This window comes from Mesorhizobium sp. WSM4819 (genome assembly GCF_055811215.1).
The window spans coordinates 166,750-188,616 of record NZ_JBVVQO010000005.1 but is presented as its reverse complement, the minus strand read 5'-3'; the positions used below and the strand labels follow the sequence as shown (position 1 = coordinate 188,616).

Annotated in this window: 19 protein-coding genes; 10 read left to right on the top strand and 9 right to left on the bottom strand. The window is 62.1% G+C overall.

All coding sequences use genetic code 11. The features are described 5' to 3' along the window. Positions 1-10 precede the first annotated feature (10 nt). Both AC0L18_RS07410 and AC0L18_RS07405 read left to right on the top strand, forming a co-directional pair. On the top strand, positions 11-2,596 hold the full coding sequence (locus AC0L18_RS07410) for a GcvT family protein (RefSeq protein ID WP_473491343.1): 2,586 nt from the start codon (positions 11-13) through the stop codon (positions 2,594-2,596). A gap of 70 nt (positions 2,597-2,666) precedes the next feature. Further along, positions 2,667-4,034, top strand: a complete 1,368-nt coding sequence (locus AC0L18_RS07405; RefSeq protein ID WP_473491341.1) for a M24 family metallopeptidase — start codon at positions 2,667-2,669, stop codon at positions 4,032-4,034. Between the two features lie 4 nt (positions 4,035-4,038). Here the strand turns inward: AC0L18_RS07405 and AC0L18_RS07400 are convergent, their stop codons facing one another. Together AC0L18_RS07400 and AC0L18_RS07395 are read right to left on the bottom strand one after the other, a co-directional pair. After that, complete coding sequence (locus AC0L18_RS07400) at positions 4,039-4,839, bottom strand: phosphate/phosphite/phosphonate ABC transporter substrate-binding protein (protein WP_473491339.1); 801 nt, start codon at positions 4,837-4,839, stop codon at positions 4,039-4,041. Between the two features lie 85 nt (positions 4,840-4,924). After that, positions 4,925-5,935, bottom strand: a complete 1,011-nt coding sequence (locus AC0L18_RS07395; RefSeq protein WP_473491337.1) for a fatty acid desaturase — start codon at positions 5,933-5,935, stop codon at positions 4,925-4,927. A gap of 228 nt (positions 5,936-6,163) precedes the next feature. Here AC0L18_RS07395 and AC0L18_RS07390 point away from each other — a divergent pair, with 228 nt between their 5' ends. Both AC0L18_RS07390 and bmt read left to right on the top strand, forming a co-directional pair. Then, positions 6,164-7,006 carry a helix-turn-helix domain-containing protein gene (locus AC0L18_RS07390; protein ID WP_473491335.1) on the top strand — a complete coding sequence of 281 codons (843 nt, stop codon included), beginning with the start codon at positions 6,164-6,166 and terminating at the stop codon, positions 7,004-7,006. An 89-nt stretch (positions 7,007-7,095) separates the two neighbouring features. Further along, positions 7,096-8,112: a betaine--homocysteine S-methyltransferase gene (gene bmt / locus AC0L18_RS07385; RefSeq protein WP_473491334.1), complete on the top strand. Its 1,017-nt coding sequence runs from the start codon at positions 7,096-7,098 to the stop codon at positions 8,110-8,112. A 111-nt stretch (positions 8,113-8,223) separates the two neighbouring features. Here bmt and AC0L18_RS07380 read toward each other — a convergent pair whose 3' ends face one another. The 4 genes from AC0L18_RS07380 to AC0L18_RS07365 form a co-directional block, all read right to left on the bottom strand. Beyond that, positions 8,224-10,362 carry a vWA domain-containing protein gene (locus AC0L18_RS07380; RefSeq protein WP_473491332.1) on the bottom strand — a complete coding sequence of 713 codons (2,139 nt, stop codon included), beginning with the start codon at positions 10,360-10,362 and terminating at the stop codon, positions 8,224-8,226. A gap of 2 nt (positions 10,363-10,364) precedes the next feature. Then, a complete protein-coding gene (locus AC0L18_RS07375) occupies positions 10,365-10,925 on the bottom strand; it encodes an RNA polymerase sigma factor (protein ID WP_287342793.1) in 561 nt (186 codons plus the stop codon). A 137-nt stretch (positions 10,926-11,062) separates the two neighbouring features. Beyond that, positions 11,063-11,752, bottom strand: a complete 690-nt coding sequence (locus AC0L18_RS07370; RefSeq protein WP_473491330.1) for a hypothetical protein — start codon at positions 11,750-11,752, stop codon at positions 11,063-11,065. 89 nt (positions 11,753-11,841) lie between these two features. Continuing rightward, positions 11,842-13,416, bottom strand: coding sequence for a trimethylamine methyltransferase family protein (locus AC0L18_RS07365; protein ID WP_473491328.1), 1,575 nt, complete (start codon positions 13,414-13,416; stop codon positions 11,842-11,844). Positions 13,417-13,687: 271 nt separating this feature from the next. Here AC0L18_RS07365 and AC0L18_RS07360 point away from each other — a divergent pair, with 271 nt between their 5' ends. Then, positions 13,688-14,386, top strand: coding sequence for a corrinoid protein (locus AC0L18_RS07360; protein ID WP_473491326.1), 699 nt, complete (start codon positions 13,688-13,690; stop codon positions 14,384-14,386). 129 nt (positions 14,387-14,515) lie between these two features. Here AC0L18_RS07360 and AC0L18_RS07355 read toward each other — a convergent pair whose 3' ends face one another. After that, positions 14,516-14,725 carry a hypothetical protein gene (locus AC0L18_RS07355; RefSeq protein WP_473491325.1) on the bottom strand — a complete coding sequence of 70 codons (210 nt, stop codon included), beginning with the start codon at positions 14,723-14,725 and terminating at the stop codon, positions 14,516-14,518. Positions 14,726-14,999: 274 nt separating this feature from the next. Further along, positions 15,000-15,140 (bottom strand): EncA/B family entericidin, encoded by a 141-nt coding sequence (locus AC0L18_RS07350; RefSeq protein ID WP_473491323.1) that lies wholly within the window; start codon positions 15,138-15,140, stop codon positions 15,000-15,002. A gap of 56 nt (positions 15,141-15,196) precedes the next feature. On the opposite strand from AC0L18_RS07350, the gene AC0L18_RS07345 reads away from it, so the two are divergent. Continuing rightward, positions 15,197-15,826, top strand: coding sequence for a DUF1638 domain-containing protein (locus tag AC0L18_RS07345; protein ID WP_473491321.1), 630 nt, complete (start codon positions 15,197-15,199; stop codon positions 15,824-15,826). Between the two features lie 8 nt (positions 15,827-15,834). On the opposite strand, the gene AC0L18_RS07340 is transcribed toward AC0L18_RS07345, so the two are convergent. Then, the gene (locus AC0L18_RS07340; protein ID WP_473491320.1) at positions 15,835-16,758 is read right to left on the bottom strand and encodes an NAD-dependent epimerase/dehydratase family protein; all 924 of its coding nucleotides are present in this window, start codon (positions 16,756-16,758) and stop codon (positions 15,835-15,837) included. 123 nt (positions 16,759-16,881) lie between these two features. Between AC0L18_RS07340 and AC0L18_RS07335 the strand changes: the two genes are divergently transcribed. From AC0L18_RS07335 to AC0L18_RS07320, 4 genes are all read left to right on the top strand, one after another. After that, on the top strand, positions 16,882-17,454 hold the full coding sequence (locus AC0L18_RS07335) for a DUF4893 domain-containing protein (RefSeq protein ID WP_473491318.1): 573 nt from the start codon (positions 16,882-16,884) through the stop codon (positions 17,452-17,454). A gap of 407 nt (positions 17,455-17,861) precedes the next feature. After that, complete coding sequence (locus AC0L18_RS07330) at positions 17,862-19,193, top strand: adenylate/guanylate cyclase domain-containing protein (RefSeq protein WP_473491316.1); 1,332 nt, start codon at positions 17,862-17,864, stop codon at positions 19,191-19,193. 16 nt (positions 19,194-19,209) lie between these two features. Further along, positions 19,210-21,258, top strand: a complete 2,049-nt coding sequence (locus tag AC0L18_RS07325) for a hypothetical protein (RefSeq protein ID WP_473491315.1) — start codon at positions 19,210-19,212, stop codon at positions 21,256-21,258. A gap of 60 nt (positions 21,259-21,318) precedes the next feature. Beyond that, positions 21,319-21,855, top strand: coding sequence for a nuclear transport factor 2 family protein (locus AC0L18_RS07320; RefSeq protein WP_473491313.1), 537 nt, complete (start codon positions 21,319-21,321; stop codon positions 21,853-21,855). The last annotated feature ends 12 nt before the right edge of the window (positions 21,856-21,867 follow it).

Genomic DNA, 21,867 nt, shown 5'->3' with positions numbered 1-21,867 from the left:
AACTATCTTCATGAAATCTCATGCAAAAGCGGTTGTCATCGGTGGCGGTGTCGTCGGCTGCTCGGTGCTTTACCATCTGGCCAAGGCCGGCTGGACCGACATCATGCTGATCGAGCGTTCGGAGCTCACCTCCGGTTCGTCCTGGCATGCGGCGGGCGGCTTCCATACGCTCAATGGCGATCCCAATGTCGCCAAGCTGCAGGCCTATACGGTGCAGCTCTACAGGGAGATCGAAGAGCTTTCAGGCCAGTCCTGCTCGCTGCACCTGACCGGCGGCGTGATGATGGCCGACACGCCGGAGCGCATGGACTTCCTGCGCCTTGCTCACGCCAAAGGCCGCTATCTCGGCATGGACACCGAGCTGATCACGCCGTCAGAGGCCAAGGCGATGTTCCCGCTGATGGACGAGACCAATTTCGTCGGCGCCATGTGGGATCCGGTCGAAGGCCATCTCGATCCTTCCGGCACCACCCACGCCTACGCCAAGGCGGCCAGGAAGCTCGGCGCCGAAATCGTGCTGCGCAACCGCGTCGTCGAGCTGACGCAGGAGGTCGACGGCACCTGGAACGTCGTTACCGAGCAAGGCACGGTCAAGGCCGAGCATGTTGTCAACTGCGGCGGCCTGTGGGCGCGCGAGATCGGCCGCATGGTCGGCGTCGAGCTGCCGCTGCTGGCCATGGAGCATATGTACCTGTTGACCGAGCCGATGCCGGAGGTCGAGGAATTCAACAAGTCGACCGGCCGCGAGATGATCGGCGTTATGGACTTCAAGGGCGAGATCTACACCCGCCAGGAACGCAACGGCATCCTGCTCGGCACCTATGAAAAAGCCTGCAAGCCGTGGTCTCCGGTCAACACGCCGTGGGATTTCGGCCATGAATTGCTGCAGCCCGACATCGACCGCATCGCGCCGTCGCTGGAAATCGGCTTCAAGCATTTTCCCGGCATCGAGAAGGCCGGCATAAAGCAGATCATCAACGGTCCCTTCACCTTCGCGCTCGACGGCAATCCGCTGGTCGGCCCGGTGCAGGGCCTGACCAATTTCTGGTGCGCCTGCGCCGTCATGGCCGGTTTCTCACAAGGTGGCGGCGTCGGGTTGGCATTGTCGAACTGGATGGTCCATGGCGATCCCGGCTTCGACGTCTGGGGCATGGACGTCGCGCGTTTCGGCGAATGGGCGACGCTGCGCTACACCAATGCCAAGGTCCGCGAAAACTATTCGCGCCGTTTTTCCATCCGCTTTCCCAACGAGGAACTGCCGGCGGCACGCCCGGCCCAGACCACCCCGCTTTACGACACGATGCTGGCCAACAACGCCGTCATGGGCGACAGCTGGGGCCTCGAAACCCCGCTCTGGTTCGCCCCGAAAGGCACCGAGCCGAAGGACATCGTTTCGTTCCATCGCTCCAACGATTTCGGGCCGATCGGCGAGGAAGTGCGCGCCACCCGCGACAAGGTCGGCGTCACCGAGATCGCCAACTTCGCCAAATACGAAGTCTCTGGGCCGGGATCGGAAGATTTCCTCAACCGGCTGATGACCAACCGCATGCCGAAGACCGGCCGCATTGTGCTGACCCCGATGCTGAACGAGTTCGGCAGGCTGATCGGCGATTTCACCATCGCCAAGGCGGGCGAAGAGCGCTTCATGATCTGGAGCTCGTCGGCGGCGCAGAAGTATCACATGCGCTGGTTCGAGAAGCACCTGCCGAAGGATGGTCCAGGGGCGTCACAGGTCCGCATTCACCGCTTTGACCAGACGCTGGTCGGCTTGTCGATCGCCGGGCCGAAATCACGCGACCTGCTGCAGAAACTGGTTGACGCCGACATCTCGACCAAGGCCTTCCGCTTCATGGACTTCCGCGAGATGGCGGTCGGCGGCGCGCCCTGCATGGTCAATCGCATCACATATACCGGTGACCTCGGCTACGAGATCTGGATGGCGCCGGCCTACCAGCGTCTCGTCTACAAGGCGATCAAGGATGCCGGTGAAGAGTTTGGCCTGGTCGATTTCGGCATGCGCGCCCTGCTCTCGATGCGCCTGGAAAAGAATTTTCCGACCTGGTTCCGCGAACTGCGCCCGATCTACGGGCCGTTCGAGGGGGCGATGGACCGCTTCGTCAAGCTGGAGAAGAACGACTTCATCGGACGCGACGCGGCAGCCAGGGAGCAGGCCGAAGGGCCAAAACTGCGCCGTGTCTCCTTCATCGTCGATGCCGCAGACGCCGACGTGATGGGCGACGAACCGATCTGGGCCAAGGTCGGCGGCAAGGACTACGGCACGGTGGAAAAGCCGCACGGCTATGGTGCGGCGCGTTTCGATACGGACGGCAAGGAAGTGCGCGGCTCGAGCGCCGCGGAAGGCGCTTCGGCCGTGCGCGGCATCGTCGACGGCGACTGGCGCGTCGTCGGCTGGGTCACCTCCGGCGGCTATGCCCATTATATCAAGAAATCGATGGCGCAAGGCTATGTGCCGGCGGCCTTGGCCGCGGACGAGAGCGCCGGACTGTTCGAGATCGAGATCCTCGGGAGCCGACGACCAGCCCGCATCAATGTCGAGCCGCCTTTCGACCCGAGCGGCGAGAAGATGCGGGCCTGAAAGCATTGGACCCAAAGGCCCGCCCTCGGGCCTGACCCGCGCGGCCGATTGATATCGGGAGGATAGGAAAATGAGCGATCCGGGCGTCGAGCGACGGTTCGGTCGTCATCGCAGGATCGCGCCGTTCGAGCCGGACGAAGCAGGCTCAATCGATGCGTTGCGCCTGAAGTCGCGGCAGAAGGCCGCTGAACTCAACCAGCATGTGCTTGGCTACGGCGCACCGGCGGAAGCCGAGTGGCACGCCGCCGGCATTGCTGCTCCCGACCTGCCCGCCATGCGCCAATACCGGCTCGACCGCATCCGTGCCGAGCTGAAGCGCCGCGGCTATGCGGGAGCCTTGCTCTACGATCCGATCAACATCCGCTATGCGACCGACTCGACCAACATGCAGCTCTGGGTCGCACACAATCCGACAAGACATTGTTTCGTTGCCACGGAAGGTCCGGTGGTGCTGTTCGACTATTTTTCCTGCGAGCATCTTTCCGACCACTCCGGCGTCGTCGACGAGGTTCGGCCGGCAGTGTCGTGGATGTATCTCTACAGCGGCGAACTCACCGAGCAAAAAGTCCGCCGCTGGGCCGCCGGGATCGCCGATCTGGTCAAGCAGCATGGCGGCGGTACCGGCCGCATCGCCGTCGATCACATCAATCCCGAGGGCGTCGAAGCGCTCGCCCGCCTCGGCATCTCGATCGGCAATGGCGAAGCGCTGATGGAAAATGCACGCCTGATCAAATCGCCCGACGAAATCCTGGCCATGCGCCGGTCGATCGTCGCCTGCGAGGCGGCGATGGGTGAGATGGAAGCAGCATTGAGGCCAGGAATTTCCGAAAACGAACTGTGGGCCGAACTCCACCGCGGCAACATCGCGCGTGGCGGCGAATGGGTCGAAACCCGGCTGTTGACGTCCGGCCCGCGCACCAATCCCTGGTTCCAGGAATGCTCGTCGCGAACGATCGCAGCCGGCGATCTCGTCGCTTTCGATACCGATTTGATCGGCCCTTACGGTTTTTGCGCCGACCTGTCGCGCACCTGGCTCTGCGGCGACACCGAGCCATCCAACGAGCAACGCGAGCTGTTTCGCATCGCCGCCGACCAGATCGCCCACAACATCGGCCTGATGCAGCCGGGCACATCGTTCCGCGATCTTGTCGAACGCTCGGCGGTGCCGCCCGCAGATTGTTTCCCGACGCGTTACGGCGTGCTCTATCACGGTGTCGGCCTGGCCGACGAATACCCGACGCTGCCGCATGCCATCGACTGGACCGAAGACACGCCCGACGGCGTTCTTGTGTCGGGCATGGTGCTTTGCGTCGAGAGCTATATCGGCCGGCTTGGCGGACGCGAGGGCGTCAAGATCGAAGAGCAGATCCTGATCACCGAAACCGGCAACGAGCAGCTTTCGACCTATCCGCTCGACGAGCGGCTGCTCGGCGACTGATTTTTTATGCGGTCGCCGCGACCGCCTCGCGCAGCGCCTCCACGATCTTTTCCGGTGTCGTTCTGGCAGTGATGAACGGCAGGCCCTTGCGCCGCCTTGTCCAGCCGACGACTGTGACCGCTTTCGCTGCCGGCTCGAAGCGCCGCGCATTGGCCCAGCTCTGGCAGTCGATGGCCGCGACATCGGCCTTGCCCTCGGCAATGGCGACGATCGAGGCGCGGTGGCCACCGCTTTCGCTGCGCTCGGAGAAGATGTCCAGGCTTTCGCCCAGCGCCTCCAGGTCACGCGTCGGCGCGATAATGCCCGACATGGAATCGAGGCTGTTGAAGGTAAAATGCTTGCCACGCAGGACATCGAGCGGGATGAGCGGGCTGCCGTCGGACGGTGAGCCAACCGTTGGCGCTTCACCTGCGCGCATCACCAGCGCGCTCGAATAGAGTTCACCCTGCCCGCCCTCGAACGCGTCGTAACGCGGCTGGCCGACCAGTTGAACATGCGTCGCCAGCCCGAGTTCCATCGGACCCCAGCAGGTCTGTGCGAACAGCAGCGCCGGATGCAGCCAGAGGCCGAAAAAATCCAACTCGTCCGGCGGCAGCGTCGCCGGATCGGGCGCCATGACCTTTCCGGCGGCGTCGCGGATGCCGCCTTCCACAGGCCGCAGATCGGCATTGACGCGAGCGATGGTCTGCGGCGCGTCGATGCCTTTTTGCCGGAAGGCATCACGCAGCCGCGCCCATTGGGCGTCGACCTCGCTCCGCATTTCAGACCAGTCGTACATCGGCAAGCCGGCAACGAAATCGCTCATGCCGGGACTTTGATCGTTACGCTGAGAAAAATTGACGAGGCCATTGACGCGCACCTGGGCATCGCTGCCGGCAATACCCAGAAATTCATTCTTTCGGCGGCTCGGCCGGTACCGGCGCACTGCCAAGCCCATTGAGGCTGCGCGCCCTGACGCGCGGCTTGAACGCCCGGCCCGGTTCCGGCGTGCGCCGCAGCACCGGGTGGACGATCGGCTCCTTGGCCTTGAAGGCATATGCCTTGAGCAGCGCGAAATAGTTCGGATAGGCATAGCCATTGTTCATCCGCAGCCACTCGCCACGGCGCTCGCGAAACAGCTTCGGCAGCCGGTACCAGGCCACCGTCGGGCTCTTGTGATGAACGAAATGCAGATTGTTGTTGAGGAACAGGAACGACAGCGGCGAACGTTCGACGATCACCGTACGGCCTTCCGGATGCTCCGACCACTGATGCTCGGCGAAGGTGCGGATCGAGATCAGCGACTGGCCCAGCCACACCGGCACCAGGATGTAGAGCCATAGCGGGATGCCGAAGCCGAACTGCACGACCGGCAGCACCACGGCGAGGCCGATGGCGTGCAGCAGCCATGCCTTGCGGATCACCTTGTCGCCGGCAAGCATCTGCCTGGCATCGTCGATGAAGAAGCCGCTGCACGACAGCCACGGGCCGAGAATGAGCCGGCCGATCATGGTGTTGTTGATCTTCAGCAGGAACTTCATCGCCGGCGGCAATTCGTCATGGTGCCACAGCGCCTTGTAGTAGCTTTCAGGATCGTCAAGCGGATCGGTCAGCCGTTCGTCGGCATGATGGCGCAGATGAATGGTCTTGAACCGCCGGAACGGCCAGACAAGACCAATCGGCAGGAAGACGAAAGCTTCGTTGAGCTGCGTATTGCGGGTTGGATGGCCGTGCAGGACTTCGTGCGCCAGCGAGGATTGCAGCGCCGCCATCAGGGCCAGGACGACGAGCGCCAGCAGCGGATAGGACGGCCACAGGAACAGGCCGGCTGCGAGCCAGGTGCCGTAGCAGAAAAACGCGAGGAAGACGGTCGGCCATTCGATGGCCGGTGCCTTGCGTCGTCTGTTATTCCTGCTTGTCATGGATCGACCACTGCCCTTCCAGTCGCCGGAACCGTTTTGATTCCTGACAGCATTGTGTCAGGAGCGTCGTGATGCTGCAACGCGACAAAGCGCACAAAATGTTGCGATTGCGCATTTTCAGCCGCATGTGTTATCTATTGTAAACAGACTGGAGGATTAATTTACGCCCAAAGTGCCACGTTTGCGGGTTCGGCGAATTTTTTTTCTCGCAATGGCTGGAATGACGATATGGACAAACGCGACCTGTCGACGGTGTTTCGGGAGCGCCTGAAAATGCTCCTGACACGATCGGATCTGAACCAGTCCGCTTTCGCGACTGCGGTGGGCATCGACCGCTCGGCGCTTTCGCAGCTGCTGTCCGGCACCTCGACACGCCTGCCCCGCGCCGAAACGCTGCTCAACATCGCCGCCGAATTCAAAGTGTCGCTCGACTGGCTGCTCGGCCTCAGCCAGGACGAAGGCGTCACCGGTGAAATCCGCGAGAGCCTGGAGATCGAGGAAGCGCCTGACGGCTTCGACCGCACGCTGCTGGCCAGGTGGCATGCGGAGGCCGCCGGCACGAAAATCCGTTACGTGCCGGCCGGCATTCCCGATCTTCTGCGCACCGAAGCGCTCGTCGATTACGAGGCTGGTATCACCAACAAGAGCCGTGAGGCCCAGGCCGGCGAGACGCAGTACCGCATCGACTACAACCGGCGGCCGGAAACCGACATGGAAGTCTGCATGCCGCGCCACACGCTGGAGATCTTTGCGCGCGGTCTGGGCGTCTGGGACCGTTTCCCTGAGGCCGCCCGCCACCAGCAGCTTCTGCACATGGCGACGCTGCTCGACGACCTTTATCCCACCTTCCGCCTGTTTCTCTATGACGGGCGGATGCGGTATTCGATCCCCTACACCATCTTCGGGCCCTATCGCGCCGCCATCTACGTCGGCGACATGTATCTGGTGCTGAACGCGACCCAGCCGGTCCGCACGCTGACCAGCCATTTCGACAATCTGATCCGCGCCGCCGATATCAACGCGCACGAAGCAGCCAGCTTCACGCAAAGGCTGGCGGAAATGCGATTTTGACGGCTTGCGTCCTGCACCAACATTGACGCCATATAAAGATTTCTTTATATCCTTATCTCGACAAAGAATCCCGGAAGGCGTAATTTCCAATGACCAATCCAATTGACGCTTTGCTTGCCGAAAAGGGCGTTCTGCTCGCCGATGGCGCCACCGGCACCAATCTGTTCGCCATGGGGCTCGAGGCCGGCGAGGCTCCAGAGTTGCTGAACGAGACGGCGCCAGACATCATCACCAGTCTGCACCAGAACTTCGTCGAGGCCGGCGCCGACATCATCCTGACCAACTCCTTCGGCGGCACCCGCCACCGGCTGAAGCTGCACCATGCGCAAGACCGCGTGCATGCGCTGAACAAGCGCGCCGCCGGGATCGCCCGCGCTGTCGCCGATAAAGCAGGCCGCAAGGTCATCGTGGCGGGCTCGGTCGGCCCGACCGGCGAGTTGCTGGTGCCGCTCGGCGCCATGACCTATGACGAGGCGGTCGAGGCCTTTGCCGAACAGATCGAGGGCCTGAAGGCCGGCGGCGCCGAAGTCGCCTGGATCGAGACCATGTCGGCGCCGGACGAAATCCGCGCCGCAGCCGAAGCCGCGATCCGCGTCGGCCTGCCCTATACCTATACCGGCTCCTTCGACACCGCCGGCCGCACCATGATGGGGCTGTTGCCGAAGGACATCCATGGCGTCGCCGATGGGCTGCCGCAGGCGCCGCTCGGTGTCGGCGCCAATTGCGGCGTCGGCGCCTCCGACATCCTCGCTTCACTGCTCGACATGACCGAGGCGAAGCCGGAGGCGACGGTGATCGTCAAGGGCAATTGCGGCATTCCGGAATTCCGCGGAGCCGAAATCCATTATTCCGGCACCCCCGAACTGATGGCCGACTATGTCAGGCTGGCCGTCGATGCCGGCGCCAAAATCGTCGGTGGCTGCTGCGGCACCTCGTTCGCCCACCTCGCCGCCATGCGCAAGGCACTCGATGCGCACACAAGGTCGGATCGCCCGACCGTCGAAAAAATCGTCGAGCGCATCGGCCCGATGCGCAACAAGCAGGCGACGGTCAACACCGTCGAGACCAGCGAAGCCCGCCGCGAGCGCCGGCGCAGCCGCGCCTGACGCAATTGAAAAAGGCCGGCAAGGTTTTCCCTGCCGGCCTGCCTCACCGCCCATCGGTCGGTTTTCCGTATCAGAACGATCCCATCTGAGGAAAACCGGCCGTCACACCCACTACCTGTTGCCGCCGAGCGCCGAGGCAAGGCGCACCAGCGAGAGGAACTCGGAGCGGTAGCCAAACGGATCGGCTCCACGGGCGGCAGTGGCAATCTCGATGATCTTGTCGTAGCCGAACTTCGCGGTCGCATCCTCGTCGCGCAGCTTCTGGCCAAAAGCTGCGACGGCAACGGAGAAGCGCTGGTCGGTGCTGGCCCGGTCGAAATCAGCAACTTCGTTGGCCGATGTCACCGGCGTGGTGATCAGCTTCGAGGTATCCTCGTTCGGCAGCTTGTAGCGGATCTTGACGAAGGCATATTCGTCGGCATTGGCGACGCCGCCATTGCTCACGGACGCCTGGCCGTAGCGCAGCGGATCGATCTTCTCGCCGCCGCTGTCCCTCGGCGTGATCTCGTAGATCGCGGTAACCGAATGCCCCGAACCGATCTCGCCGGCGTCGATGCGATCGTTGTTGAAATCCTCGCGGTTCAAGGCGCGGGTCTCGTAGCCGATCAGCCGGTATTCCGAGACTTTTTGCGGGTTGAACTCGACCTGGATCTTCACGTCCTTGGCGATGGTGAACAGCGTCGAGGACGCATCCTCGACCAGCACCTTCTCCGCCTCGGCCAAAGTGTCGATATAGGCGGCGGTGCCGTTGCCGTTCTGGGCGATGGCCTGCATCATCTGATCGTTCAGATTGCCGCGGCCGAAACCGAACACCGACAGGAACACCCCGGTTTTGCGTTCCTTTTCGATCAACCGCTTCAGATCGTCGTCGTCGGTCTGGCCGACATTGAAGTCGCCGTCCGTGGCCAGCATCACCCGGTTGATGCCGTCGTTGACGAAGGATTTCTGCGCCAGCCGATAAGCTTCCTTGATACCTGCCTCGCCGGCCGTGCTGCCGCCGGGCGCCAACGTGTCGATGGCATTGAGGATCTTGTCCTTCTCCGAAACCTTCGTCGGCTCCAGTACAGTGCCGGCATTGCCCGCATAGGTGACGATCGAAACCGTGTCGTCGGGCTTCAATTTGTTGACCAGAAGCCGGAAGGCCGACTGCAGGATCGGCAGCTTGTCCTGCTCGTTCATCGAGCCCGACACGTCGATCAGGAAGACCAGGTTGGCCTTGGGCTGCTCGGCCGGCTTGGCGTCGAAACCCTTGATGGCGACATGCATCAGCCTGGTGTGCTCGTTCCACGGCGTCGGCATGACGCTGACGGTCGAGTTGAACGGCGTCGAGGCAACGTCCGGACCTTTCCAGTCACAGGGAAAGTAGTTGATCATCTCCTCGACGCGGACCGTGTCGGCCTGCGGCAAAGCACCTTCCCTGAGCGAGCGCCGCACGAAGGAATAGGAGGCCGTGTCGACATCGATCGAGAAGGTCGAGACCGGGTCTTCGAGCGCGGCACGCACCGGATTGCTCTTGAAATCCCCGACGCGGTCGCGGTTTTGCTCCGGCAGCATCTGGTCGGCCGGCATGGCCTGCGGCTGTACCATCAGCTTGGATTCAGCGCCCTGCATGCGGCCAGGCTGCGTAGCTCCGTCGGCTTTCGGAGGAGATACAGACATCATCACTCTGCCAGACGGCGCAGCTCCACCATCCTGTGCGAACTCACCTTTCGGCACAGGTGCCGGCTTGGGCGCCACATTGCGGGCCAGAGCGTCCTGCTGCGCCAAGCCGCCGGCAGCCGATTGTGGCTTCGGCGGCGATGCCGGCGCGACAAGCGCCTCGGCTGCGACGCGGTTTTCGGCGTCGGCATCGGCTTTCTTCCGCTTGTCGGCCTCGGCTACGGTGAGCGGCCTTGCCGGCGCTTTAGCCGCTGGTTTATCGGCCAGCGTTTCAGCGATCTTCTCGTCCCCACCGGAATAGAACGGCTGCTCCTGCAGCATATAGATCGTGGCGTATCCGGCGATCGGCAGGGCGACGAGCCCGGCAATGGCCGGGGTGGCGAAGAGTTTCTTTTGCATGATTTCGCTCCAGAGCTTTTGTGCTCGCTCTGTGAGACGAAGCTCTTTCGCCGATCCTTGGGCGGCAGGTGAAGTTTTTTCGCCCATGTCGTAGACACGCATGGCCGCCCCGAAGGCACGCGCCTTCGCGTCGTTGCCGGGTGCCGGTGCTGCGATGTCGCGCAGCCTGTTGAGTTGGTTGTCGTCGACCATGATCACACTTCCCCGGCTGAAAGCATGAGCGCCTTCAACCGTTTCTTCGCTTCATGGATGTGCCAGGAAACCGTCGTCTCCGAGATGCCCATCGCCTCGGAAGCGAGTGCGTGGCTCAGCCCTTCGCCATAGACGAGCAGCACTGCATCGCGCTGCTTGTCCGGCAGCATCCGCACCGCCGCCCAAAGCGCCTCGGCTGGATCTTCGGGCTCGGCCGGGGCCTCTCCCGAGATCAGCTCGTAAGCCCCATAGGCTTCGGTCTTGATCGCCTCGCGGACGCTCTTGCGCATCATGTCGCGTGCCGCATTCAGCGTCATGGTGTAGAGCCAGGTGGTGAAGGCGCCGCTGCCATGATAGTCGCGGATCGCCCGGCCGAGCCGGACGCAGACTTCCTGGGCGATATCCTCGGCATCGGCCTTTTTCCCGCACCAGCGATAGGCGGCGCGATAGACGAAGTCATAGTGCCTTTCGAGCAATTTGCCGAAAGCCCCCCTGTCACCGCCCTTCGCACGACCGATCAGCTCGGCGTCGGAGGCTTCGCTTTCATCCAGCATCATCGCCATCATTTGCGTGTTAGACGAAGGCTAATGGCGATTCCTTGGGATGATGGAAGGATTTTTTTGCAGGGCGGTCAGATGACCACGAGCGGGCAATCGGGGTCGCAATGCGGTGTTCAAGTTTCGTGCGGCATTCGGCGACGCTACAAGCCCGCGAACGCGACCATGTGGAAGGCTTGAACCTGTGGCGGATAGCGATAGGCCGTGCCGTAGGGACAGGCGTTGCGGTCGAGACAGCCGCCGGTTCGGCAAGGCGCGCCGTTGTGCCCACGCACATGCGCCAGACAGGTCTTGTGCGCGAAACCATCCGCAGAATAGGCATCGACCGGACAGGATTTCAGGCAGGGTTTGTCAACACATGCATCGCAAAGGTGAACCACTTCGCGAGTTTCCCCAAACGCAATCTCGTCCTCGAACAGCAGCGCGCCGCGATAGGCGTGCCAGAGCCCGTATTGCGGATGCATGAGGATGCCGAGCGGCGACGGTTTCAGACCCTCCGCCTGCATCGCCCATTGCTGGAACGGCAGATACGGTCTGTCGGACGGCGACACGGCGCGCGCGCCGAATGTCTTCGCCACAGCGCCGATCACTTCGCGCGACCATGCATCGAGCGGATCGGCAACAGTTTGCGATTGGCCTTCCCGCCAGCGCAGAAAATGCGGCCACGGCGCGGCGCCCGCCTGCCCCACCAGCAGGACGGATCTGCCGGCAGCTCCGGAGAGACCGGAGGGTGTTTCCTCACCGCCTGCAAAATTGAAGCCGCCGCGCAGGATGAGGCCGTGGGCGGAAAGCGCCGCCGCTATATCTTCGACCATGCTGCGCTCAAGGATCATCCCTTCCTGTCCGGCTCGGAGAAGGCGCTCCGCCAGACTTCCTTGTGGATGATGTTGGCGACTTTAGCCCCGCCTGACTCGGGCTCCTTTCAGGTGAAGGCGTCGGCCATCGACGCCTTCTTGCTGGCGATAAAATCCTTCAGCCCGTCGTCGATGCCCTGATCGAGATGCGGCGCCTCGTAGCTTTCCAGCCAGCGGCGGGCGAGTTCATTGGCGCGCTGCGGCGCGGTTTTTTCGCCTTCGGCCAGCCACTGCTCGTAGGAATTGTTGTCGGCAATGCTGGAACGGTAGAAGGCGGTCTGGAAATTGGCCTGGGTGTGGTCACAGCCGAGATAATGGCTGCCCGGGCCGACCTGGCGGATGGCGTCCATCGCCTGGCCGTTTTCCGACAGGTCGACGCCTTCAGAAAACTTCTGCGTCATGCCGAGCTGGTCGATGTCCATCATGAACTTTTCGTAGCAGGAAGCGAGCCCGCCCTCGAGCCAGCCGGCCGAGTGCAGCACGAAATTGGTGCCGGCGAGGATCGTCGAGTTCAGCGTGTTGGCGCTCTCATAGGCCGCCTGCGCGTCCGGGATTTTGGAGGCGCAGAGCGAACCGCCGGTGCGGAACGGCAGGCCAAGCCGGCGCGCGAGCTGCGCCGCGCCATAGGAAACCAGTGACGGCTCCGGCGTGCCGAAGGTCGGCGCGCCAGACTGCATCGAGATCGATGAGGCGAAGGTGCCGAACAGCACCGGTGCGCCCGGCCGGATCAGCTGTGTGAACGACGCGCCAGCCAGCACTTCGGCCAGGACCTGGGTCAGCGTGCCAGCGACCGTCACCGGGCTCATTGCGCCGGCGAGGATGAACGGCGTGACGATACAGGCCTGGTTGTGGCGCGAATAGACTTTCAGCGCCCCCAGCATGGTCTCGTCGAACACCATCGGCGAATTGGCGTTGATCAGGCTGGTCAGCACCGTGTTGTTCTCGACGAAATCGTCGCCGAACACGATCTTGGCCATCGCCACCGTGTCTTCGGCGCGCTCCGGCGCGGTGACCGAGCCCATGAACGGCTTGTCCGAATATTTGATGTGGCTGTAGATCATGTCGAGATGGCGCTTGTTGACCGGCACGTCGACCGGCTCGCACACCGTGCCGCCCGAATGGTGGATCGACGGCGCCATATAGGCGAGCTTCACGAAATTGCGGAAATCCTCGATCGTCGCATAGCGCCTGACGCCGTCGAGGTCGCGCACGAAGGGCGGGCCGTAGACCGGTGCGAAGACCGTGGCGTTGCCACCAATCTGCACCGAACGTTCGGCATTGCGGGCATGCTGGGTGTAGACGGACGGCGCGGTCTTTAGAAGTGAGCGGCAGAGCCCCTTCGGGAAGTGCACGCGCTCGCCCTTGACGTCCGCGCCGGCCTCTTTCCACAGCTGCAGCGCCTCGGCGTCGTCGCGAAAGATGATGCCGATCTCCTCGAGCACCGTGTCGGTGTTCTTCTCGATCAGCGCCAGCCCTTCCTCGTCCAGCACCTCATAGACGTTGATCTTGCGCTTGATGTAGGTGAGCTGGGTGCCGGGGCCGCCACCCGACCGCGCCGCCCGCCGGGCAGCGGCACCACCACTGGCGGCGCGCCCGCGCCGCGCGTTTGACGCTTCCTGGTCGACCGGCGCGTTCTCACTCATGATCGTTCTTCCCTGACTTTTGTTCTGGCACAATTATTACGGCCGCATATCGCGGCTTCTGGCGGGATCGTAGTCATGCACCCTATTCGAAACGGCCCGCCAGCGCCAACGCCTGTCGCAAAATCGACAAGAATTCCAATAGATTTGCAGTCGCTTTCCTTTTGCGGGAAGTCGCAAATCAGCTATGGACGCAAGCCTGTAGCGGGTTAGGTATTGACGTGATATTTGAGGCCCCGCAATTGCATCTGTGCGGCAAGGAGCTGGATTAAAAATGGCCGACGACGAGATCATCCTTTCCGAGCTTTCCGACGACGAACTCGTGCAGCAGATGCACGACGACCTTTATGACGGGCTGAAGGAGGAGATCGAGGAAGGCACCAACATCCTTCTCGAGCGCGGCTGGGCGCCTTACAAGGTGCTGACCGAGGCACTGGTCGAAGGCATGCGCATCGTCGGCGAGGATTTTCGCGACGGCATCCTGTTCGTGCCGGAAGTGCTGTTGTCGGCCAACGCGATGAAGGCGGGCATGTTCATCCTGCGTCCGCTGCTTGTCGCCACCGGCGCGCCGAAGCAGGGCAAGATGGTGATCGGCACCGTCAAGGGCGACATCCACGATATCGGCAAGAACCTTGTCGGCATGATGATGGAGGGCGCCGGCTTCGACGTCATCGACCTCGGCATCAACAATGCGGTGGAAAAATATCTCGACGCCATCGAACAGCACCAGCCTGACATCATCGGCATGTCGGCGCTGCTGACGACGACCATGCCCTACATGAAGGTCGTCATCGACACGATGAAGGAAAAGGGCATCCGCGACGACTACGTCGTGCTGGTCGGCGGCGCCCCGCTCAACGAGGAATTCGGCAAGGCCGTCGGCGCCGACGCCTATTGCCGCGACGCGGCCGTGGCAGTCGAAACCGCCAAGAATTTCATGAAGCGCAAGCACAACGTCCGCGCTTCGGCCTGAGCTGACGAGGAGGACACAAGAGCATAAGTACGGAGCCCGTACTTATGCTCTTGCAGACGAGGCGCCGCGTAGCGCCGGCATGTCAAGACTTCAACAAGCAACAGCGATCCGCGCAGCGGATCGAATCGCCTATTCAGACTCTTTCGCCTCTTCCTTTTTCAGGATCGGCGTGTCGGCGGTTGTATTCGCGACGCTTGCGACTGTGGTTTGCTGATTTACGCTTGCAGCTTTGGTTTGCTGATCTACGGAAGCCGTCGTTTTGTTGTGGCCGACACATTCCGCTGCGGCGCCGGATACTGAAAGGCCCAGAGCGGCGACAACTAAGAGAGCGGTCTTCATTCTATGCTCCTAGCTTCGTTGTTGAGATACAGGGAAAGACTACCGGCATGTCCCGCATTCGAAAAGTCAACTTTTTGTGCCTGCCGTGACGATAGGGAATTGCGGAGAGGTGGACACCCAAGCCTGCGCTTCGGCCCATCTCCGCGAACGCGCATGGACAGCAGACCGAACCACGCCTTGCGGCGCGGCTTTGTTGTTCCTATATGTTACAAGGACTTAACGCGCATCGCTTGAACTTTCTCGATAGCGATGCGCCTTGTTGATATCCGCGAGATCAGGGATTTTGGACCGTATCCTCGACCGCGTTGGCTGTCGATTTGACGTCCCTGCCGACGCCGCGAATGGTGTTGGCGCAGGCTGAAAGCGCCAGGGCGCAAGCGAGAATGGCGACGGGTGTCAGGCGCAACAGTCTCATGGACGGTGTCTCCCTCGTTCGATAGAATCGAAACCAATAGCAACGAAACCGCTTCTATGGGCGCCATGCGAAAACTACAACCCGATCAAGGTGACAGGCTGCTCGTCATCGCTTGCGGGATGATTGCGCGCGAAATTCTGGCCGTCAAGGAACAGTTGCGGCTCGACCATCTCGACCTGACCTGCTTGCCGGCGGAGTTCCATTTCTACCCGGACCGCATCGCGCCGGCCATGGACAAGGCGATCGAAAACGCCAAGGCGGACGGCTACAGCAACATCTTCGTCGGTTACGCCGATTGCGGCACCGGCGGCCTGCTTGACCGTATCTGCGAGAAGCATGGCGTCGAGCGCATGGCCGGGCCGCATTGCTTTGCCTTCTACCAGGGCATGGACGCCTATGCGAAAATCGCCGACGACGACATGATGTCGTTCTACATGACCGACTTCCTGTGCCGGCAGTTCGACGCCTTCTTCATGAAGCCGCTCGGCCTCGACAGGCATCCGGAGCTCATCAAGGACTATTTCGGCAACTACCAGAAGCTGGTCTATATCGCCCAGACCGACGATCCGGAACTCGACAAGGTCGCCGAAAAGGCCGCGAAAATGCTCGGCCTCGCCTATGAGCGCCGCTCGACCGGCTACGGCGATCTGACGAAGGAACTGGCCAGCGCCGCCGGACACGGCTGACCATTCGATCAGGCCGCCCCTTCTTCCGCTGCAAGCGCGGCGAGCACAGCGGCAAAGCTCGTCTTGCAGACGAAGCCCAGCCTGTCCCGCGCCCGCGAGGCGTCGTAGACACGATCGATCGAAGAAAACATCGTCCAGCCCTTTCGCGCATAGAGCGCCGGAAATTCCGGAAAATAGCGGGCGACGACGGGTGGCGCGTCAGCGATCAATGCCTCGCAATCGTCAGGCCGGAACGGCGTTGGCGCCGAGACGATGAAGATATCGAAGCCCAGTTGCGGCACCTTCTCCAGCGCCGCGACATGGGCCTCTGCGGCATCGTCCACGGTCAGCCGGCGGAACAACAGCTCATTGGCCTTGGTGTTGGCGTCCGACTGCTCGATCGCATGCGCCATGTCGTCTGCCTCGGGAAAGAACCGGGCGGTACGCAGCACGATCACCGGCAGTCCGGACTGGATGTGATAGAGGCGGCAAAGATGTTCGGCCGAAAGCTTGGTTACGCCGTAGATGTTGCGCGGCTCGGGCGACATGTCTTCCGTCAGCCAGGCGGCCTTGCGCGCACCGCCGGTGAGGCCGGCGCGTATCGCTTTCGAGATCATCAGCGAGGTCGTCGACGTGAAGACGAAGCGCTGAACGCCTGACAACACCGCCGCGTCGAGCAGGTTGAGCGTGCCGCGCACATTCGTCTCGATGAAATCCTCATTACGTTGGTGTTCGATGTCAGGCTTGTGCAGCGCGCCGCTGTGGACGATCGCCTCGATGCGGTTTTCCCTGACCATCCGCATCAACAGATCACGGTCGGCGACCGAGCCGATCATCTGCGTTTGCGGCGACGGGACCGGATCCAGCCCGATGACGTCATGGCCAAGCGCCCGCAGGCGCGGCGCGAGCGCGCTGCCCAGCCAGCCTGACGACCCCGTAAGCAAGATCCGCATCGGCAAAACCACGAGTTTTAAGCTGACCGCTGTTAAGCACGGATGACAGGCCGCCGCGAACCGGTAAGTTGGATGCCAAACGAGAAAACACGCTGTTCCAGCCGTCGACGGGGAAACGCACCGATGATCGCTCGCCTCCTGATTGCCGCAGGCGTTTTCTGCTTCGCCCTGCCCGCGCTCGCCGATGGCGAGGTGCAGAAGCTGATCACGCCCGCCGACAAGGTGCGGCTCGACAAATATGACGAGACGCGCAAGGCAGCCCTTGATGAAGCCAGGGCCGGCGACGACGCCGAGGTCAAGCAGCTCGACGCCTTGCTGGCAAGGCCGCTGGTCGCGTTTTCCGGCAAGGACCTGGCCGGCAGCTGGCAGTGCCGCACCATCAAGGCCGGCGGACTGAGCCCGCTCGTCATCTATGGCTGGTTCAAGTGCAAGGTGAGCGACGATGGTTCGGGCTGGATGCTGGAAAAGCGCACCGGTTCGCAACGCACCAAGGGCCGTTTCTTCGACGACGGCGAAAAGCGCGCGATCTATCTCGGCTCCTTCTTTGTCAACAACGATCCCGCAAAACCCTATGGCAGCGGCCCGCAAAGCGACCAGGTCGGCTATGCCTTTCGCAACAGCGCCAACGAATGGCGCATCGACTTCCCGGCCCCCTATCACGAATCGAAGCTCGACATCCTTGAGCTCAGGCGCTGAGCCCGCTGCCCTGATCCCCAGGCCGATGATCAGGGTTAACCCGGCGGTCCAAAGCGAACCCACGCGCTGGTGGTGAAGTCCTGACGCTTGGTACACACGTAGAAGGACGCGAGACGACCCCTTGCGGACCATCCCTGATGAGAGGTCAAGGGAACGTCGTGACCCTTTCGCGACCTTGGCGCGGGCGTGGTTTAAGGACAGCTGTGGGGATCTGCCGTTCGTTCCAGCGATCTGAAATTCGGCAGGGTTCAAAGACCGGACGGTTGATCCGCCTACCTCGCTAACACGCCGGCCGCTAGAAGCCCGTCGGCCACAACTTCCATGACGTTGCATAGGACCCCAGTTGTGTAAGACTGCCGGACTGTTGCCGAAGGAGCCCTCCGGCGTCTCCACCGCGGAAGTGGGACATGGACATTGAGGAGTGGCTGCGCAGCTTAGGGCTGCAGCAATACGGCACGGCCTTTCGTGAGAACAACGTCGAGGCCGAAGTGCTCCTGCGGCTGACGGCCGAGGATCTCAAGGACATCGGCGTCAGTTCGGTAGGGCACCGCCGGAAGCTTCTGGAGGCTATTGCCGAGCTGCGGGAAAGTTCCTCTGCAATCTCAGCTGAAGGTGTCAAAGCCTTGACTCAAGTCGCCGAACTTGCGTCGGCACCGGCGTCCCCAACCGGTGCCGAGCGGCGGCAACTGACCGTGATGTTCGCTGATCTGGTCGGCTCCACCGCGATTTCGGCTCGGGTCGATCCCGAGGAGATGAGTGAGATCATCCGAGGCTACCAGAATTGTTGCGCAGGCGAGATTACCCGCTTCGAGGGACACATTGCGAAATTCATGGGCGATGGTGTGCTGGCATATTTCGGCTGGCCACGAGCGCATGAAGATGATGCCGAGCGGGCGGTGCGCGCAGGCTTGGCGGTTGCCAGTTCAGTGGCGCAACTGCGGGCGCCGGATGGCAAGCCGCTTGCGGGCCGGGTGGGGATCGCGACGGGTCTCGTGGTGGTCGGTGAGCTTGTCGGCGACAAGGAAGCGCGCGAGCGGGCGGTGGTCGGCGAGACGCCGACCTTGGCCTCGCGACTGCAGGACTTGGCCCGGCCGGGCAGCGTAATTGTCGCCGAGAGCACAAGACATCTGCTGGGCGATCTGTTCGAGTTGGAGGATCTGGGACCACAGGTTCTGAAGGGCTTCGAGACGGCCTTGAAAGCCTATTCCGTCAGAGGCGAGGGCCGGGCCGAAAGCCGCTTCGAGGCATTCCACACCGGCGCGCTGACGAAGCTCGTTGGCCGCGAGCAGGAGCTGGCTCTGCTTCTGGAACGCTGGTCGCGGGCGGAGGAAGATGAAGGACAGGTGATCCTCCTCTCCGGGGAGCCGGGGATTGGCAAGTCGCGCATTGTGCGCGCCTTGCGCGAGCACTTGGCCAACGAATCGTACATCCCGCTCAGCAATTACTGCTCGCCGTACCACACCAACAGTGCGCTTTATCCGGTGGTCGGACTTTTGGAGCGGGCGGCGCATTTCGACCGTGATGACACCGCCGAGATGAAGCTCGATAAACTTGAAACTCTGCTCGCTCGGGGCGGCGAGCAGGACCGGGAGGCGGCGCAAGTACTGGCCGCTCTGCTTGCGATCCCAACCGAAACACGCTACCCACCAATCGATCTGCCGCCACAGCGCATCAAGCAACGCACGCTGGAAATCTTGGTCGAGCAGCTCGCCGGCCTAGCCAAGCAGAAGCCTGTGTAGGGCCGTATACGAGGATGTGCATTGGATCGACCCTTCGACACTAGAGCTGCTGGGCCTGGTAATTGAGCGGGTCCAGCGTCTGCCGGCACTGGTTCTGATCACCTTCCGGCCGGAATTCAGCCCACCCTGGACCAGCCATGCCCATGTGACCCAGCTCTCGCTTTCTCGTCTCACGCGACGGCACGGCGCAGCCGTGGCTCTCCGCGTCACACGCGGCAAGGCGCTACCGCGCGAGGTTCTGGACCAGATCATGGCGCGAACTGACGGGGTTCCGCTATTCGTTGAGGAACTGACCAAGACAGTCCTGGAGTCAGGCCTTTTGCGGGACGTCGGCAATCATTTCGAGTTGACCGGAACTCTCCCGCCGCTGGCAATCCCGGCTACGCTGCACGACTCGCTAATGGCTCGCCTCGATCACCTGGCGCCGGTCAAGGAGGTGGCGCAGATCGGGGCTGTAATCGGCCGCGAATTCTCGCACGATCTGCTGGCCGCCGTGGCGCCGCACGACGAAGGCAAACTGCAGGACGCTTTGGCCCAGCTCTGCAGGTCCGAGCTGATCTATTGCCGCGGTGCGCCGCCGGAAGCGACCTACAGCTTCAAGCATGCGCTTGTGCAGGATGCGGCGTATTCCAGCCTTCTTAAAACTCGGCGGCAGCAGATGCACGCGCGCATCGCCGCGGCTCTCGAAGAGCGTGTGGCAGCGGGTTCCGAGGCTTTGCCGGAGATCATTGCCCATCACTGCACCGAGGCAGGCCTTATCGAGCGGGCAGTCAGCTACTGGTGGCAAGCCGCGCAATCGGCGATCCAGCGCTCTGCAATTTTGGAGTCGATCGCGCACCTGGAAAATGGGCTAAGACTTGTCCGCACGCTACCTGACACTCAGGAGCGCGTCCGCCTGGAGCTGGATATGCAGGTTGCGTTGGGCACCGCCTTTATGGCGGCCAAAGGTTGGTCGTCGCCGGCCACCGCAGCGGCGTTCGCGCGAGCCGAGGAGTTGTGCGAGCGAGTGGACGACATCACTCTGCGCAGCGTGGCCGATTACGGCCGGTATCTCGTCTACCTCCTGCGTGGTCAACTCGATGCTGCGCTGGCAACGACGACATCGATGCTGCGCAGGGCCGAATGCGACTGCGATCGGGCCACAATCATGATCGCACACCGGTGCGTCGGCATCACGTCGGTGCACCGGGGAGATTTTGATGCAGGACGCAAGCATATGGAGGCGTCGTTGGCGCTGTACGATCCGAACGAGCACGCTGCGCTTGCCTATCGATTCGCCTATGATCCCCGTATCGCAAACCTTTGCTATATCGCCCACGCGCTGCTGCACCTCGGTTATCCCGATCAAGCATTCGAGAAATACACCGAGTTGTTACAGGCTATAAGGCACCACCGGCACAGCCCATCCGCGGCGTTCGGCCTGTTCCAATCGGCCCTGTTTTGCACTTATTCGAGAGATCTCGGCGCGTATAAGCGCGACAGCAACTTTGGTGCGGATGAGGCCATTGTCGATGAACTGATCTCAATCAGTACGGAGCACGGTTTCTCACTTTGGCGTACAGCAGGGGTCATTCTCAAGGGTTGGGTTCTGATCCAGGCGGGTGAGTCGGATAGCGGTCTTGCTCAAATGCGTGACGGCATAGTCGAATGGCGTGGCCACGACGCTAAGCTTTTTGTGCCACGCTGGCTGCTCATGCTCGCCAGCGCCCTCAGCAGGCTTGGCAACCCACGCGCGGCACTCGACAGGATCGAGGAAGGGCTCGCATTAATCACCGAGACCAACGAGCGGTGGAACGAGACTGAGTTGCACCTCCGCAAGGGCGAACTGCTCCTGGACTTGAAGGCGGACGAGAAGGCCGAGGCTTCCTTCCTGCACGCGCTTACGTGGCCCAACATCAACGCGCCAAGCTTTGGTAGCTGCGAGCCGCCACATCTCTTGCCCGACTCTGGGTCCAGGGAAGCGAGCGGCAAAGGGCCCACGACCTTCTCGCACCGGTTTGCGGCTGGTTCACAGAGGGCTTCGCGACGCCGGACATCAAGGAAGCGAGGACGTTCCTCGATTTAGTAGAATCCTGATCTGCCGTTTTGGACAATCTGCTGCAGTCAACAATTCAGGGAGGAGATGATGACGTTCCATTCACTCAGGACACGGGAAAAATTACACCCAGCTCGGATTTCGGCGGCGGTGCTGATCGCAATCACCTTGTCTGCCTTCGCGGTCGCTGCAGCGGAAGCGGCAAATGCAGCGGAAGCGGCAAAGAGATTCTTCGACGCTTACCGCGATCGGAAGGTAGACGCCATGACCACTCTTTTTACCGAGAATGCCACGTTCGTCTACGTGCCTTTCGGTGACGCTGGTTCCGGCAATGTCCTCAAAGATGGCGTGCCGGTCTGGCGGACGCTGATCGATGCTTTCCCTGACCTGCGCAACGAGGTTAACACAATCTGGGAGGACAAGAGCGGTGACGTTGCCTTCGTGGATGTTCACATCGGCGGAAAGCAGACTAAGGACGCGTTTGGAATCACGAACAAAGGCAAGGAGTATTGGTTGCGCCATCTGTTCATTCTGGAAACTAACAAGGAAGGCCGGATCATCAAGATCACGAGCTTTTGGGACAACGCTACTTGGTACACTCAGCTCGGCAAGACCAGCCTAGAGTGATCGCGAGTCGCG